General features: G+C 72.4%; 14 protein-coding genes. 1 reads left to right on the top strand and 13 read right to left on the bottom strand.

What is annotated here, in order from left to right; genetic code table 11:
- Positions 1 to 150: 150 nt before the first annotated feature.
- From ACWDSL_RS13615 to ACWDSL_RS13580, 8 genes are all read right to left on the bottom strand, one after another.
- Positions 151 to 921, bottom strand: a complete 771-nt coding sequence (locus tag ACWDSL_RS13615) for an SDR family NAD(P)-dependent oxidoreductase (protein WP_450484886.1) — start codon at positions 919 to 921, stop codon at positions 151 to 153.
- On the bottom strand, positions 918 to 3,338 hold the full coding sequence (locus tag ACWDSL_RS13610; RefSeq protein ID WP_450484884.1) for a beta-ketoacyl synthase N-terminal-like domain-containing protein: 2,421 nt from the start codon (positions 3,336 to 3,338) through the stop codon (positions 918 to 920). The genes ACWDSL_RS13615 and ACWDSL_RS13610 overlap by 4 nt, the downstream gene beginning before the upstream one ends.
- 71 nt (positions 3,339 to 3,409) lie before the next feature.
- Entirely contained in the window at positions 3,410 to 4,696 is a 1,287-nt protein-coding gene (locus tag ACWDSL_RS13605) for a beta-ketoacyl-[acyl-carrier-protein] synthase family protein (RefSeq protein WP_450484882.1), read from the bottom strand.
- Complete coding sequence (locus tag ACWDSL_RS13600; protein WP_450484880.1) at positions 4,693 to 5,109, bottom strand: 3-hydroxyacyl-ACP dehydratase FabZ family protein; 417 nt, start codon at positions 5,107 to 5,109, stop codon at positions 4,693 to 4,695. The genes ACWDSL_RS13605 and ACWDSL_RS13600 overlap by 4 nt, the downstream gene beginning before the upstream one ends.
- Positions 5,106 to 6,413, bottom strand: a complete 1,308-nt coding sequence (locus ACWDSL_RS13595; RefSeq protein ID WP_450484878.1) for a beta-ketoacyl-[acyl-carrier-protein] synthase family protein — start codon at positions 6,411 to 6,413, stop codon at positions 5,106 to 5,108. Before ACWDSL_RS13595 ends, ACWDSL_RS13600 begins: the two co-directional genes overlap by 4 nt.
- A complete protein-coding gene (locus ACWDSL_RS13590; protein WP_450484876.1) occupies positions 6,410 to 6,889 on the bottom strand; it encodes a hotdog domain-containing protein in 480 nt (159 codons plus the stop codon). The genes ACWDSL_RS13595 and ACWDSL_RS13590 overlap by 4 nt, the downstream gene beginning before the upstream one ends.
- Positions 6,874 to 7,350 carry a holo-ACP synthase gene (gene acpS, locus ACWDSL_RS13585; RefSeq protein ID WP_450484874.1) on the bottom strand — a complete coding sequence of 159 codons (477 nt, stop codon included), beginning with the start codon at positions 7,348 to 7,350 and terminating at the stop codon, positions 6,874 to 6,876. The genes ACWDSL_RS13590 and acpS overlap by 16 nt, the downstream gene beginning before the upstream one ends.
- Positions 7,351 to 7,537: 187 nt before the next feature.
- On the bottom strand, positions 7,538 to 8,161 hold the full coding sequence (locus ACWDSL_RS13580; RefSeq protein ID WP_450484872.1) for a TetR/AcrR family transcriptional regulator: 624 nt from the start codon (positions 8,159 to 8,161) through the stop codon (positions 7,538 to 7,540).
- Positions 8,162 to 8,217: 56 nt separating this feature from the next.
- On the opposite strand from ACWDSL_RS13580, the gene ACWDSL_RS13575 reads away from it, so the two are divergent.
- Entirely contained in the window at positions 8,218 to 8,652 is a 435-nt protein-coding gene (locus ACWDSL_RS13575) for a DUF6463 family protein (protein ID WP_450484870.1), read from the top strand.
- Positions 8,653 to 8,740: 88 nt separating this feature from the next.
- Here the strand turns inward: ACWDSL_RS13575 and ACWDSL_RS13570 are convergent, their stop codons facing one another.
- From ACWDSL_RS13570 to ACWDSL_RS13550, 5 genes are read right to left on the bottom strand one after another with little or no spacing between them, the layout of a single operon-like run.
- Positions 8,741 to 11,050: an MMPL family transporter gene (locus ACWDSL_RS13570; RefSeq protein ID WP_450484868.1), complete on the bottom strand. Its 2,310-nt coding sequence runs from the start codon at positions 11,048 to 11,050 to the stop codon at positions 8,741 to 8,743.
- Positions 11,051 to 11,061: 11 nt separating this feature from the next.
- Positions 11,062 to 11,799 (bottom strand): hypothetical protein, encoded by a 738-nt coding sequence (locus ACWDSL_RS13565; protein ID WP_450484865.1) that lies wholly within the window; start codon positions 11,797 to 11,799, stop codon positions 11,062 to 11,064.
- The gene (locus tag ACWDSL_RS13560) at positions 11,796 to 12,941 is read right to left on the bottom strand and encodes an ester cyclase (protein WP_450484863.1); all 1,146 of its coding nucleotides are present in this window, start codon (positions 12,939 to 12,941) and stop codon (positions 11,796 to 11,798) included. The genes ACWDSL_RS13565 and ACWDSL_RS13560 overlap by 4 nt, the downstream gene beginning before the upstream one ends.
- A complete protein-coding gene (locus ACWDSL_RS13555; RefSeq protein ID WP_450484861.1) occupies positions 12,938 to 14,398 on the bottom strand; it encodes a cytochrome P450 in 1,461 nt (486 codons plus the stop codon). The genes ACWDSL_RS13560 and ACWDSL_RS13555 overlap by 4 nt, the downstream gene beginning before the upstream one ends.
- Positions 14,395 to 15,753, bottom strand: a complete 1,359-nt coding sequence (locus tag ACWDSL_RS13550) for a cytochrome P450 (protein WP_450484859.1) — start codon at positions 15,751 to 15,753, stop codon at positions 14,395 to 14,397. Before ACWDSL_RS13550 ends, ACWDSL_RS13555 begins: the two co-directional genes overlap by 4 nt.
- Positions 15,754 to 15,755 lie beyond the last annotated feature (2 nt).

Here is a 15,755-nt window from a genome sequence, read left to right as displayed (position 1 = left end):
ACTGGGACGACTAAGTGCTGTTCCGGTTGAGTGCTGTGAGCCGGCGGGGGATCGGGGACGGTCGGGCGCCGTCTCGACGCGGCGCCCCCGCTCTCACACCCCTACAGATCCGCCGCGGTCCGGTCCGGATACACCTGGCCGGGAAGCGGCCTAGTTGGGGCGTCCGAGGCCCAGCGCGGTCATCGCCCCGCCGTCCACGGTGACCAGCGAGCCGGTCATATAGCTCGACTCGGGGCCCGCCAGAAAGCACACCACGTCGGCGATCTCTTCGACCGTTCCGAACCTGCGCTGCGGTATCTGGCGGCGGATCCCCTTGCCGGTGGCCCCCTCCGTGAGCCCCGCCACCAGCTCGGTGGGCGAGAAGCCGGGCAGCACGGCGTTCACCCGGATGCCGAAGCGGGCCGATTCCATGGCGCAGCAGCGGGTGAAGGCGTTGACCGCGCCTTTGGACGCGGCGTAGTTGGACTCCCCCACCCAGCCCCGCTCCCCCATCACCGAGGACACATTGACGATGACGCCCTCGCCCTTGGCCATGAAGTGCGGCAGAACCGCCTGGGTGCAGTTGAAGACGCCGCCGAAGTTGATCCGCATGACGTCCAGCCAGTCGTCCGGCGCCATGTTGTAGATGAGGGCGTCCTTGGCGACGCCGGCGTTGTTCACCAGCATGTGCAGATCGCCCAGTTCCTCGGTGACCCGCCGCACCACTGCCGCGGCCTCGGTGTGGTCGGACACATCGCCGTGGACCGCCAGGGCGGTGCCGCCGGCCTCCTCGATGGAGCGGACCACCTCCTTGGCCTCGCCCTCGGAGGAGCGGTAGTTGACGGCGACCGAGGCCCCTTCCGCCGCGAGGCGGCGGCAGATCGCCGCGCCGATGCCGCGGGAACCGCCGGTCACCAGGGCGATCTGTCCTGAGAGCTTCACTGGCTCACTCCTTCGTCGTTGTCCGGGCCACCGGGGTCACCGGTCCCGTGCGGGTCGCCGGCGGCGACTACCAGGGAGACATGACTGCCGCCGAGCGAGGAGCTGTTGACCACCGCGGGGACGGCGGGCCGGGTGTCCCCCGACCACAGGGACAGCGCGAGGCACAGCGCGCCGCCGACCCCCATCGGCTCGCCCAGCACGCTCTTGGGCGCATGGCCCGGCGGTGCGGCGTCGCTGCCGAACACCCGCTCCACGGCCGCGCTCTCGGTCCGGTCGGCCGCGGTCAGCCCCGCGGCCGACAGCCACACCCCGCCCACGTCCCGCGGTTCGAGACCGGCGTCGGCGAGCGCACGGCGCATCGCCAGCTCCACTCCGCGGCCGCGCGGGTCCCACAGCCGGGCCCGGCTGGCGTCGGAGGCCATGCCGTGGCCCAGGACCTCGCCGAGCACCGTGGCGCCGCGCGCCCGGGCCGCCGAAAGCCGCTCCATGACCAGGGCCACGCTGCCCTCGGCGAGGGTGAAGCGGCCGTCGGCCGGTGCGCCGGGCGGGCGGGTCGAGGCCGCGCCGGTGGCCGTATAGGCGCGGGCGACCTGCTCGGTGAGCGTGTCGGTGACCGTGCACACCAGCGCGTCCGCGTGTCCGGCGGCCAGCAGATCCGCGGTGTACGCGATGGCGGCCGCGCCAGTGGCATGGCCCACCGACAGGGTGGAGGTGGGGCCGCGCAGCCCGAGGTGGGTGGCCACCTGTCCGGCCGCCTGGTTGTAGACCGTGTTCGGGAAGACGCTCGGGTCGGCGGCCGCGGCCCCCTCCTCCAGCAGCGGGAGGACGAATTTCTCCATGGCCTCCATGGGGCCCGTGCCGGTGCCGAAGACCACCCCGACGCTCTCGTCGTCGGACAGCCCGGCGTCGGCCAGGGCCTTGGCGGTGGCCACGATGGAGAGCACGGCGAGCCGGTCCATCCGGCGGCGCTGGCGCCGGGTCAGATACGGGGCGATCTCCTCGTCGCCCAGCGCCACGCGGCCGAGCCGCAGCCCGCCCTCCAGGGAGCCGGCCTCCTGGCCGGCCCGCAGCGCGCGGCGCGCCGCCTGGATCCCGTCGCCGGCCGGCCCCAGCACCGACACTCCGGTGACCACCACGCGGTCCCAGTCGGGGACGGGTGGGGTGTGGGTGCCGGGGCGGGTGAGCACCAGGGCGGCGTTGGCCCCGGCGAAGGCGAAGTTGTTGGAGAGCGCGGCGTCGGTGTGCAGCGGTCGCGCCGCGCCGGGGACATAGTCGAGCGGGCACTCGGGGGCCGCCCGGGTGTATCCGGCGGTGGGCGGGGCGAGTTGCTCGTTCAGGGCGTGTGCGGTGACGATGGCCTCCACCGCCCCCGCCGCGCCGAGCAGATGCCCGATGACGGACTTGGTGCTGCTGACCGGGGTGCGCGCGGCGCTCTCACCGAGCGCCCGGGCGATGGCGGTGGACTCCGCCGGGTCGTTCTTGGGCGTGCCGGTGCCATGGCCGTTGACATAGCCGATGTCCTCGGGCGCGACACCGGACCGGCGCAGCGCCGAGTCGATCGCCCGGGCCGCTCCGGCGCCCTCGGGGTGTGGTGCGGTGACGTGATAGCCATCGGCGGACAGGCCGTAGCCGGCGACTTCGGCCAGCGGGCGCAGTCCGTGCGCCGCCGCGAATTCGGTGGACACCAGCAGCACCATGCCGCTGCCCTCGCCCAGCGAAAGGCCCTGCCGGTCGGCCGAGTACGGCGCGGCGGGCTCGGGCGACAGCGACTCCAGGGCGTTGAACCCGGCGAAGACGACATCCGAGAAGGCGTCGGTGCCCCCCGCCAGCACCGCGTCAGCCCGGCCCTGTCGCACCAGGTCCGCGCCGAGCCCGATGGCGTTCGCCCCGGAGGCGCAGGCGGTGTTGACCGCGAGCACCGGGCCGCGCAGTCCGTACGCGGCGGCCACCGACTCGGCCAGCGCCTGGGGCGTGGCCAGCAGCGGCAGTCTGGGGTCGGGGGCCGCGCCCCGGCGAGCCGCGTCCAGCCAGGCCCGTGCGGAGAGCAGCCCGGCGTTGCAGGTGCCCAGCACCAGCCCGAAGCGGGTCGGGGCCACCGTCCCCTCGGGCAGTTCCGCCAGGGCGGCAAGCGCCTCCTCGGCGGCGGCCAGGGCCAGGTCGAGCGCCCGCTCGCGGTGGCCCTTGGGCCTGCGATAGCCGCGCGGCGCGATCCGCGCCCCCTCCACCTCGCCGCCCAGCTTGGTGGCGAGCCCCCGCATATCGATGTGCTGGACGGGCCGGATGGCGACCCGGCCGGCCCGGGCGCCCTCCCACAGCGCCGTCGCTCCCGCCCCCTGGGAGGTCAGCGCCCCGGTGCCGACCACGGCCACCGTGGTGACGGTCCTCGTGGCACGTCCCCGTTTGTTCCGCCTGGCCATCGGCACCCCTCCTCTGTCTGCTGTGCTGCCGATGTCTGGTGTGCTGCCGACCCGGTCGTCGGCGCCGCGTGTCACCGGTCCCCCGGGGCGGTGAGTGCCAGGGCGACCTGCTGTCCTTCCAGGCCGCGCGCCAGCGCCAGCGCATGGCGCACCGGCAGCTCGCGGGCCTGTCCGGGAACCCAGTCCAGCCCCTGGCAGGCCGGGTCGGGCCGGTCGAGATTGAGCGTCGGGGGCACCGCGCCCCCGTCGATGGCCAATGCGCACACCGCGGCGTTCAGCGCGCCGGCGGCGGCGACCAGATGGCCGGTCGCGGGCTTGACGCTGCTGGCCACCGGCCGACGGTCCGGCGCGGTGAACGTCCGCCGCAGGGCGCGCGCCTCGCTGGCGTCGCCCAGCCGGGTGGCGCAGCCGTGCGTGGCGATGTAGTCCACGTCCTCGGGCGGTGTGCGCGCCTCCTCCAGGGCGTGGCTCATCGCCGCGGCGAGCGGCGCACCGTCCTCGGCGGGGGTGAGCAGCCGGGCGCTGTCCAGCGTGGAGCCGAAGCCGCGGATCTCGGCGTAGAGGTGGGCGCCGCGGCGGAGCGCCGCCTCGCGCTCCTCCAGCACCAGGAACGCCGCCCCCTCACCGAGCACGGAGCCGGACCGGTCCGCGTCGTACGGCCGGAAGGCCTGGGCGCCCAGGTCGTTGCGGGTGCTGAGGACTCCCAGGCCGTCCATCTTGGAGGTCACCCACCATGAGGCCGCGTCATCGCAGCCGCCGGCGAGCGCCACCTGTGACTCACCGCGCCGGATGGAGCGGTAGGCGCGCCCGATGGCGGTGGCGCCGGCGTCCGCCGTCCCGTGGAAGTAGGCGTTCGGCCCCTTGAGGCCGTAGGCGGCCGAGAGGTGGTACAGCGCGGCGGATTGGAGCCCTTCCACGTAGTACAGCGGGTAGAAGGCGGAAGAGGCCCGCTCGCCGAGCAGGGCGAGGTCGGCGCGGCCGTCGGGCCTGCGGGCTGCCAGGCTGCCGGTCAGCAGATGCTCGGGGTTGGAGATTTCCTTGTTGCCGCCGACGAAGGCCGCGGCCCGCTCGGGGTCGTACTCGGCGAAGTCCAGGCCCGCGTCCCGGACGGCGAGGGCCGCGCCGGCGATGGCGAGCCGGTCATTGCGGGTCGTGGTGCGCAGGGCGCGCCGGTGGGCGTATTCGGTGGGCTGGAAGTCCTCGATCTCCGCGGCCAGTCGGGTGCGGAAGGACGCCGGGTCGAAGCCCCGGATGGGCCCGATCGCGGTCCGTCCCTCCAGCAGGCTCCGCCAGGTCTCCCGGTGCCCCTTGCCGAGCGCGGTGAGCAGCCCGACGCCGGTGATCACAACACGCTTCACGCCGGTGCCCCCTCGCTCGCGGCCGGGGCGTCCTGCGGGGCGCGGCGCGCCATGCGCAGGACGCGCACGGTAGTGACCGAACGGCCGTCCACCCGCACGGTGCCGGTGCACAGCGCGGTGTCCCCGGTGACCTCGGCGATGTCCACAGTGGTCTCCATCCGGTCGCCGGGGGTGACGTAGTGGCGGAAGCGGATCCGCCGCGCCTCCGCGAGCCCCCATCGCTCCTGACCCTCGCCGGCCGCCCCGAGCGCCACGGCGGCGACCTGGGCGAGCGTGTCGAGGATCAGCACTCCGGGCAGCACGGGAAACCGTGGGAAGTGGGTGTCGAGGACCGGGAGGGTGTGCGGGACGTGGGTGAAAGCCGTGGCCCGCAGCCCCGGGAACACCTCGACGATCTCGTCGAGCGCGGTCATGCGGCTGTCCTGCCTTCCTGTTCGGACCGTGTGCCGTCGTGGGGCCGCGCGTCGCCGGGGCCGAGGACGAAGGAGGCGTTGGTGCCGCCGAAGGCGAAGGCGTTCACCAGCGCGGCCCGCACCGGGCGGCGGCGCGCCACGTTCGGCACATAGTCGAGGTCGAGCTTGGGGTCGGGGTGGTCGAGGTTGACCGTGGGCGGCACCACGCCCTCGCGCAGCGCGCCGAGCGCGGCGATGAGGTTCACCCCGGCCGCGGCGGAGGTGAGGTGTCCGGTCATGGACTTGGGCGAGCTGATGGACAGCTCCCGGGCGTGCGAGCCGAACACCTTCTTGATGGCGGTGGTCTCGCTGATGTCGTTCCCCGGTGTGCCCGTGCCGTGGGCGGCCACATAGTCGACGGCGGACGGGTCGAGGCGTGATTCGGTGAGCGCGTCCTGCATGGCGCCGATGGCCCCGCCGCCGTCGGGCGGTGAGTCGGTGATGCGGTAGGCGTTGAGCGTGGAGCCATAGCCGAGGAGTTCGGCGTGGATCCGGGCGCCTCGCGCCCGGGCGCTCTCCCAGTCCTCCAGGACGGCGATGACCGCGCCCTCGCCGAGGACGAAGCCGGAGCGCCGGGCGTCGAAGGGGCGGGAGGCCCGCCGCGGGTCATGGTTCCAGCGGTCGGTCACGGCGCCCAGGAGGGAGAAACCCACCACGTCCATCCAGGTGGTCAGCGCGTCGAAGCCGCCGGCGAGCATCATCCGGCACTCGCCTTCCTGGATCCGGCGGAAGGCCTCACCGACGGCGTGGGCCGACCCGGCACACGCGGTGCTCACGCTGATCAGCGGACCCTGGCAGCCGCCGGCCCGGGCGACGGCCACCGCGCCCACGTTCTGGTCGCGGAGCAGAACGTCGCCGGGCGCCTGGCGGTAGAACTCCCGCTGCCCGGTGGACTCCAGCAGATGGGACATGTCCACCAGCTCCTGGAGCTCGGGACGTCCCACCGTGCCGCCGACGGCCGCGCCGCGCCGGTAGGGGTCGGTGTCCTGCCAACCGTCACCCGCGTCGCGCAGCGCCTCGTGGGTCGCGGCGAGCGCGAACAGGGCGGCCCGGGACAGATGCCTGCGCTCGCGCGGGTCGGGCAGCGCCCGCTCCGGCACAAACCCCTTGACCTGACCGGCGATCCGGACCGGGAAGGTGCTCGCGTCAAAGGTCTCCAGGCGGCTCACGCCGCTGCGCCCGGCGGCGAGGGCGGACCAGGTGGCGCTCGCGTCCAGGCCGACGGGGGTGACCGCGCCGATGCCGGTGATCGCCACGCGCCTCATGCGACGGCCTCCTTGAGCGCGCCGCCGGTGATCCTCGCGCCACGCGTCAGCCGGTCGTACATCCGCCGTACGTCCTGCGGATCCTCCAGGTCTTCGGTGGGGATGAGGGCACACATGATGGCGTCGGCGCTCAGCACGGTGCGGCCGCCGACCGTGACCGTGCCGCTGAGCACGGCGGTGTCGTCCCCGAACGACTCCACCCGGCCGGACATGACCAGGACGTCTCCGGGGCGCACCGCCCCCTGGAAGGAGACGGAGTCGGCGGACAGCAGGGCGGCCCGGCGGCGCAGCCCGGTGGATCCCATGATCAGCCAGGTGCCGGCCTGGCACAGGGCCTCCAGGACGAGCGGGGCCGGCATCTCCGGGCCACGCCCCTCGTCGCGCCAGAACTCCTCCTGGCGGGAGGTCAGCTTGCGGGCGGAGACCGAGCGATGGGGATCGAGGACGTCGATGCGGTCGATCAGATGGAAGCGCATGGTGATCCTTCGTCAGTGGCCGTCCGGCGCATGGCCGGTTCGTCGGCGGCCGGCGGGAGCAGGAGAACCGCCTGCGCCATCGCGTAGTCACCGGTGTGGGTCAGGGAGAGCTCGGCCGACCAGCTGCCGGGCGCCCCGGCCGCCTGCGCGGCAGTGCCGTGCAGCCGCAGCCTGGGCCGGCCCAGGGGTTCGTTGACCACCTCGACGTCGGTCCACCGCATACCCGGGCCGAGGCCCGTGCCCAGCGCCTTCAACGCGGCCTCTTTGGCCGCGAACCTGGCCGCGAGGCGGGCGTACCGATTGCGCTTGCCCGCGCAGTAGCGGATCTCCCTGGTGGTGAAGAGCTCTGTCTCGGCCGCGGGATTGTCCTCCAGCAGCGACCGGACGCGGGCGACCTCGACCAGGTCGACACCGACGGCGATGCGCGGCCACCCGGCCCCTGGCGTCCTGTGTTCCTCCACGAATCCCGCTCCCCCTCCGCAGGTCGTGGCGGCCGTGTGCCGCCTTCCACCTCCACAGATCCGCGGGCGGGCCCGGCGGATACACCGCGACGGGGAAGAAGACCTGCGGAAGAGGGACGGCCGACGCGGGGCGGGGAAGCGGGGCCGTGAAAGAGGCGGAAACCGTCGGATGAAGGCGCGGGGCCGCTCAGGCGGTGGCGCTCCCGCCGGCCTGCCCGGTGCTGTGTCCGCCGTGGCCGACCGCCCGATCCTCGAGGCGAAGCGTTTCGGCAACCATGCGCCCCAGCCGCTCGGCCAGGCCGTCCGGACGGCGGCGCTGCAGATAGAGCGTGGCGAAGACCGGGCCGGCGAGCAGCGCGTGGACGAGGTCGACGTCCGGGGGCGCGCCGAGTTCACCGCGGGCCACCGCCCGGTCCATCAGCTGGGCGACGACCGCCCGCTGGCTGGTGACAAAGCTCGCGTGGAAGCGGTCGGCGAGAGCGGAGGGGGCCCCGAGGTCGGCGAGCAGGCCGAGGATGGCCGAGGAGGCGGCCGGGTTGCCGAGTGTGGCGACGATGTCCTCGACCAGACGGGTGAGGTCGCCGCGGAGGCTGCCCGTGTCGGGTGGCGGCGCCAGGTCGGAACGGTGCACCGCGGCGGCGAACACCATCTCCTGTTTGGTGGCGTAGCGGCGGTAGATGGCCGCCTTTCCGATGCCGGCGTGCTCGGCGACCGCGTCCACCGTCAGACCGGCGTATCCATGGCGCGCCAGCAGTTCGCGGGTCGCGGCCAGGATCGCCTCGTCCACCCGGGTATCCCTCGGTCTTCCCATGGGGTCATGTTATGGTACCGACAGTTCCGAAACTAAGAGTTTCGAAAGGGGCCGCCATGAGGACGCTCTGGGCGGGACGAAGCTTGGTCGTTCTGGGCATCGGACACCTGGTGGGAATGGGGGCGCAGAACACGGGGCACATGGACGACTGGTTCCGCGGGGACCTGTGGGGGCTGCCGCGTGAGCAGTTCGCCCACCCGAGCGGGGCCAACGGCGCGTTCTGGATCGTGCTCGCCAGCTTCGCCGTACCGCTGCTGCTGCTCGGCTTCCTGGTCTGTCATCTGGCCCGGCTCGGTGTCGTGGTGCCGCAGTCCATCGGCTGGGGGCTGGCCGCGTGGAGCGTGGTGGGCGCGGCCATCCTGGAGCCGACCCCGCTGCTGCTGGGGCTGGTCCCCGCCGTGCTGCTGATCCGGGAGGCCCGCCGGACTCCTGCCGCCCTGGCCGCCGGTGCGGAGACGGACGAGACGCCCGAGCGGGCAGCACGGCTCTGAGGCTCGTGCAGGCGTGAGGCGAATCTGAGGCGCAATACAGGCCGGCCGGGCCGGGCATGACCGACGTCAGGCCCGGCCCGGCCGTGTGTCAGGAACCGGCAGTCGCCGGCACATCGGGTTCCTTCGCCGCCGAGGGAGCCTGCGCCGGGTGGCCCTGGCCCGTCCTCTTCGGCGCCTCGCTGAGCCCGAACCTCCGGTGCACCCGGCGCAGCGGGCCCGGGGCCCACCAGTTGGCCGAGCCCGCGAGCCGCATAAAGGCGGGCAGCAGCAGGCCGCGGACGACCAGGGTGTCCACCACAAGGGCGACCGTCAGACCGAGGCCGAGCATCTTCTGGAAGGTGATCTGTGCGGTGAACAGGCTTACGACCATCACCATGCCCAGCAGCAGCGCCGCCGCCGTCACCAGCCGGCCGGTCAGCTCCAGGCCGCGGGCCACCGCGGCGGTGTTGTCCCCGGTGCGCTCGTACTCCTCCTTGATCCGGGAGAGCATGAACACCTCGTAGTCCATCGAGAGGCCGAACATCAGACAGAACATCAGGATGGGGGTGAGAGCGATCAAGGACCCGGTCACCGTGGCGTCCAGCGCCCCCGCCAGGTGTCCCTCCTGGAAGATCCACACCACGGCGCCGAAGGTCGCACTCAGACTCAACGCGTTCAGGACCAGTGCCTTGAGCGGCAACAACAGACTGCCGGTGAACAAGAAGAGCAGCACAAATGTGGACAGCACCATGAAACCCAGCACCATGGGCATCCGGTCGCCGAGCGCGTCCAAAGTGTCGACCAGTGCGGGGCCGCCGCCCGCCACCCTCACCGGCCAGGGGGAGTCGGCGCTGCGGATGTCATGGACCAGCCGCTCACCGGCGGCGGAGAACGGCTCGACGTCCGGGGAGACCCGCAGATAGGTGGCGGACTTCGCGGCCAGCGAAGCGGTGGCGGGGCCGGCCGGTGTCACCCGCGCACCGTGCGCGAACACACCGGCGGACGAGGCCACCGACTCCACGCCGTCGAGCTTCGAAATCCGCTCCGCGTACGCGCCGATCGCCGCGGACTGCTGCTCGGGGTCACCGATCCCGGTGGCCACGATCGCGATCACATCGGCCTCCCGGGAGACGAAATCCTCGCGGATGACGTCCCCGACCTGGCGGCTCTGCGCCGTCTTGGGCAGCTGACGGTCGTCCGGCAGGCTGTACTTGGCGCCCAGGAACGGAGCCCCGAGGAGCAGCAGAGCCGCGGTCGCGACCACGGCCACCGGAGCGGCAAAACGCATCACAAAGGTGGCCAGCCGATGCCACACGCCCCGCTCCAACTCGGCCCGCGGCCGGGGCGGGCGGCCGAGCAGACGCCGCACGCCCTTCCGCAGATCCAGGCTGTCGATTTTCGAGCCGAACAGCGCGAGCAGCATCGGCATCACGATGGTGGCCGCCAGCGCGGCGAACAGCATCACACCGATACCCGCCATGGCGATCGAGCGCAGGAACAGCAGCGGGAAGAGTGCGAGGGCGGCCATGGAGAGCATCACCGTGACGGCGGAGAACACCACGGTGCGCCCGGCCGTGCGCACCGCGGCCACGATCGCCTCGGACCGCACCTGCTTGTCCGTCAGATCGCCGCCGCGGTCCCTGATCTCCTCCCGGTACCGGGTCACGATGAACAGGCTGTAGTCGATGGCGATGCCCAGTCCGATGATGGTCGTTACATTCAGCGCGAAGACCGACATATCGGTGAACAGCGTGATGGTCCGGAGCATCAGCAGCGTGCCGAGCAGCAGCGGAAGAACCATCAGCAGGGGCAGCAGTGCCGAGACCAGACTGCCGAACACCAGCAGCAGGATGACGAAGAGCACCGGAAAGGCTATGGCCTCCATCCTCTGGAGGTCCTTTTGGACGGTGTGGTCGGTGTCGAAGCCCATGGCGGTGCTGCCGCCGAGCTTCACCTCCAAAGACCCCTGCCGGCCGGCGAACTCCTTGCGCAGCGCCTCGACACGGTCCGCCGCGGCGTTCTCCCCGCCGCCGATGTGTCCGATGACCATGGCATACCGGGAGTCCTCGCTGCGCAGCCGCTGGTCTCTGCCCTGGCTCCAGTACGAGCCGACCTGGGAGATCCCGGGCTCGGCCGCCAGCCGCCGGGTCAGGGCGGCGCCGTCCTCGGCTGCCGTGCCCGAGTCGACCGAGCCGGGCGCCCGGACCAGCAGCACCAGATTGGAGTCCTTCACCCCGAAGTGCCGGTCCAGGGCCTGCTTCGCCAGGCTGGACTCCGACTTCGGGTCCTCGAACCCGCCGTTGACGAGCTTGCCGACGACGGGCCCGCCCAACGGCCCGGCGATCAGCATGAAGCCGAGGACCGCGATGAGGAACGCCCTGGGGCGCCGGACGATGGCCCGGGCCAAGCGATCGAGCATGGACTTTCTCCTTACCGAGTCTTCGTCAGTGCGTAGTCGTGGATGTCGGCCCAGATGAGCACCGGGCGCGACATCGCTCCCCCGGCCCGCGGGCGCCTCGGCATCACCCGGCGGCGGGAGGCGTACGGGACACCGTCGGCATCCCGGTACTCGCTGGTGAGGTGGCAGGCGTGCGCCCAACCGCGCCCGAAGACCTCGGCGGTGTACTCGTGCTCGGTGACCAGCCCGGTGGCCGGGTCGAGCCGGAAACGCTGCTGCGGGCAGTGGGTGGCCAGATGCGCGGGGAAACGCGCCAGAAGGGCGTCGGGGCCGTCGGCGCGCCAGCTCATGTCCTCGCGGCGCAGCAGCGCGGGAAAGGCGAGGTAGTTCCACAGGGCGTAGCCCAGGAAATACATCATGTCCAACGAGTCCCAGCGCAGCAGGCGGCGGCCGCCGGGGAACGGGGCGCGGGCGTCCACGCGCCGCGCGACGACCGCGCCGTCCCGCTCGAGCCGCACCTCGTGGCCTTCCAGCACTCCGTCCAGGGGGCCGTCGAAGCCGTGGAACCGGATCCGCTGCCTCGCCACCTCCGCGGTGATGTGCATCCGCTCGAAGGTCCCGGCGCTGCCGCGCTTCCAGCGGAAGAGCAGGCCGCCGCAGGAGAGCTCCGCCTCGATCCGCTCGGCGGACGCCCAGCGGCCCGCGCCGCCGTAGGCCGCGAGGGTGCGGTCGAGGACCGCTGCGTCGGCTGTCTCACGGGCCCCGGTCATGCCCTCGCCCCCTTGCGTACGGCGGCGATCCGGCGCGGGGCGGTGGCCAGCGTGGCGGCGAGCCGGGCGAACCACAGCAGATAGCCGGCGGAGCCGGACCCGGGCCGGGGCACCACCCCGAAGCCCAGCATCAGCCCCAGTGCGTCGATCTCCTGCCAGCTCTCCACGATCTTGCCGTCCTCGATGCGGCAGATCACGATCTGACCGAGGGAGAACGGCCGGCCGGTGGGCGGCAGCCCGCGGTAGGGGCCCAGATGGGTGCCGGTCATCCGGACCCGGCAGGCGACCCGGTCGCCGACCGGGATCAGGTCCCCGATGGTCGCCTTGGCATCGGGGAACCCGGTCAGGATCCCGCGGATGAAGCGCTCGTAGCCCTTCGGGCCACGCAGCGGCTCGGGCTCGGCGTGCGGCGGGGAGTGGCCTCGGTAGCTCTCGTGGAAGATCTCCTGGCAGATGTGCACGGCCTGTTCGTTGACGCACTCCGCGATCCAGCGGCGCAGTGGCAGGGCATTGGCCTCCAGCAGCTCGGCGGAGGCCGGGGCGGTGCCCGACAGGGCGCCGCGGAAGGCGGGGGTGCCCTGTCGGTCGGTCCCCCGCCATGGCCACGGCTGGTCCTGCGGCACACGGTGATGGGCCCGGTGGTGCGCCGCCGCGATGGCCCAGCCCAGCGCGCGCGGCGCGCTCGTGGTGCCCAGCGGCGGCGCGGCGCCCAGGGTCATCAGGGTGCCGAGCGCGTCCGCCTGCTGCCAGATCTCGGCGATCCGGCCGCCTGGGCCGTCCTCGATACGGAAGATCAGCGTCTGCGAGAACTCCACCTCGCGTCCGGTGGCGGGGACGCCCAGCCAGGGCCCTCGGTGGGTCCCCCGGTGGGTGAGCCGGGCCACGACCCGGTCACCGGCGCCGAAAAAGTCCTCAACCTCGGTACGCAGGTCGGGGAACGCACGGTGCAGCAGGACGAGTTGGTCCCGGACGCCGGCCGCGCCGCGACCGTCCGGGCCGAGCCAGGGCGGATTGTGCAGCCGGGCCTCCCGGGTCACCAGTCGGTCGGCCAGCGCATGCTGCCGGGCGCCCCCGCACTCGTGGAGATAGGCCCATACGGTCTCAAGGCCCGCCCACAGGGCGGGTTCGGTGGCGAGCGTCATCGCGCTCCACCTCCGTGCGCCGGGCAGCCCGCGGCGGCAGCGGCGGCTGCGACGGACTCCGCGTCCGCGACCGCAAGGACGCGGGGCGCGGCGGGCGGGGCCTTCTCGCGCAGCGCGACGGTGGCGATCACGCCGTGTTCCTGTCCGAGGGTGATCCCAGGGCGGGGGATCACGGGGTGGCCGGGTGCGAGCCGGACCCGTACCCGCTGCGCCATCATGGCCAGCACCAGCTTCATCTCCTGGAGGCCGAAGACATCCCCGATGCACTTGCGGGGGCCGCCGGAGAACGGCCACCAGGCATAGCGGTGCGGACCCTGCTCGCCCAGCGGAATCCAGCGATCGGGGTCGAAGCCCTCGGGGTTGAGCCAGAAGTCCGGGTGCCGATGGGTCACAAAGGAGGAGAGCAGCACCATCGAGCCCTTGGGGATGTCATAGCCCTGTACGGTGTCGTCCTCCAGCGGGGTGCGCGAGATGAGCGACACCGGGGGGTAGAGCCGCAGCGACTCACGCACCACCCGGTCCACATAGGGCAGTCGGGGCAGATCCTCGACGCCGGGGAGGTGGCCGCCCAGCACCTCGTCCACCTCGGCCTCCAGCCGCGCGGCGACCTCGGGGTGGCGGGAGAGCAGATACAGCGCCCAAGTCAGCCCGGAGGCGACGGTCTCATGGCCGCCGAACATGAAGGTCATGACCTCGTTGCGGACCTGCTCGACGGTCATGCCCGAGCCGTCGTCCTCGGTGGCGGTCATCAGCGCCTCGAGCAGATCGTCGGGGTGCGGCCCCCGGTCGGCCCGCCGGTCCTCGATGACGCGGTAGATGATCCGGTCGAGCTGCTTCCTGGCCCTGGCGAACCTCAGATTGGCGGGGGTGGGCAGGCCCTCCGGCAGGCTGACGAACTTCCCGAACTTCTTGTACGCCTCACCGATGGCCACTTCGACGGCGTGCGCCATGACCTCGGAGTCCTGCCGCCAGTTCGCGCCGAACAGGGCGCCGCCCAGAACACTCAGCGCCAGCCGGGTCATCTCGAGGGTGACATCCACCTCGCGGTGCGCGCGCGCCGCGGCCTCCCAGCGGTCCAGCAGCTCGGCGGTGACCTCGGTCATCCCGGTGGCGAAGCTGGTGATCAGGCGGCGGTGGAAGGCGGGCTGGCAGAGCCTGCGCTGGCGCCTCCACAGCTCGCCTTCGCTGCAGATGAGGCCGTCGCCCACCAGAGCCCGCCAGCGGTCGCTGACAAAGGGCGTCTTGGGGAAGTTGCGGTGCTTGTCCTGCAGGATCTCCTTGATCCCGTCGGGGTGGCCGACGAAGAACACCGGGAAGAGCGGCCCGATGCCCTCGAACCGCACGACGTCGCCGTACTCCCGGCGCCCCCGCTGCAGGGCCCGCAGGATGTCGGCCTGAAAGGCCCGTGCGTTGCCGAGGACCGGCTCACCCTTGGGGCCTGGCGCTTGACGGGTCATCGGGAACCCTCCTCAACAGGGCGGAGCCACATCCACATGGGGTCCCGGGGGCGCAGCGAGATCGCCGGCTCCGGGAAGACCCGCTGGCCCTCCACCAGGTCCAGCCGGAACCGCTGCGCGACCATGGCGACCACCAGGGGCATCTGCAGCATCGCGAACGAGTCGCCGATGCATTTGCGCGGTCCCGCGCCGAACGGGAGATACGCCATCCGGTGGCGGCCCTCGCTGTTCTCCGGGGTGAACCGCTCGGGTTCGAAGCCCTCCGGGTTGTCCCAGAACTCGGGGTGACGGTGCGTCACATAGGGGCAGACCACCACCCAGCGCCCGGCGGGCACGTGATAGCCGCCGATCTCGTCGTCCCGCGCGGCACAGCGCATATAGACGAAGATCGGCGGATACAGCCGCATGGCCTCCTGGAGCACCATGGTCGTGTAGGCGAGCTTCGGCAGGTCGTCCACGGTCGGGACGCGCCCGGACAGTGTCCGGTCCACCTCGTCCTGGACCCGGCGCCTGCTCTCGGGGTTGAGCGAGAGCAGATACCAGGTCCAGGTGAGCGCGGTGGAGACCGTCTCATGGCCGGCCACGAAGAAGCCGCTCACCTCGTCCCTGATCTGCTCGTCGGTGAACGCCTCGCCGGAGCCGGGGTCCTTGGCGCCGATGAGCATGCTGACCAGGTCGTCCTCGCCGCCCTCCCGGCGACGGGCGACGATCATCGGATAGAGCACCGAATTGATCGTCCCGAGCGCGTCCCGGAAGCGCCCCCGGGCCTTCGAAGGGATCCGCAGCGGGTCCACGGGAGAGGTCATCCGCCGGTGGGTGAAGCTCAGCGCTCCCTGGACGGCGGGCTCGATCCGGGCGATGGCGTCGGTGAGATCCGACTTGAACAGCGCTCTGGCCAGATTGGCCAGGCTCAGATGCATCATCTCCGACTTGATGTCCAGCGGCCGGCCCTGGCCACTGCGCCGCTCCCAGTCGTCCAGCATCTCGGAGGTGGTGCGGGTGAAGGTCTCCCCGAAGCGGCGGAGGATGTCGCGGTGGAAGGCGGGCTGAGTGAGCCGCCGGGACCGGAGCCAGGAGCCGCCCTCGGCGGCCACCAGCCCGTCCCCGACGATCGTGCTCAGACAGCCCTGCACCTTGCGCGGCCGCGGATAGTGCTTGTGCTGGTCGCGCAGCACATGCTGGACATGGTCCGGGTGGGCCAGCAGATTGATCCTCAGCGGGCCGCGGAAGTTGACGATGTCGCCGTGGTGCCGGAATGCGTGCATGAACGCCGACACGTTGTCCCGCTGGATCTCACGGATGCTGCCGAGCACGGGGTGGCCCCGGGGCCCGGGCGGCACGAATACGGTGGTCATGG

The organism is Streptomyces sp. NPDC000941, from assembly GCF_053599555.1.
The sequence above is the reverse complement of the archived record's forward strand: the minus strand, read 5'-3'. Positions and strand labels throughout refer to the sequence as shown.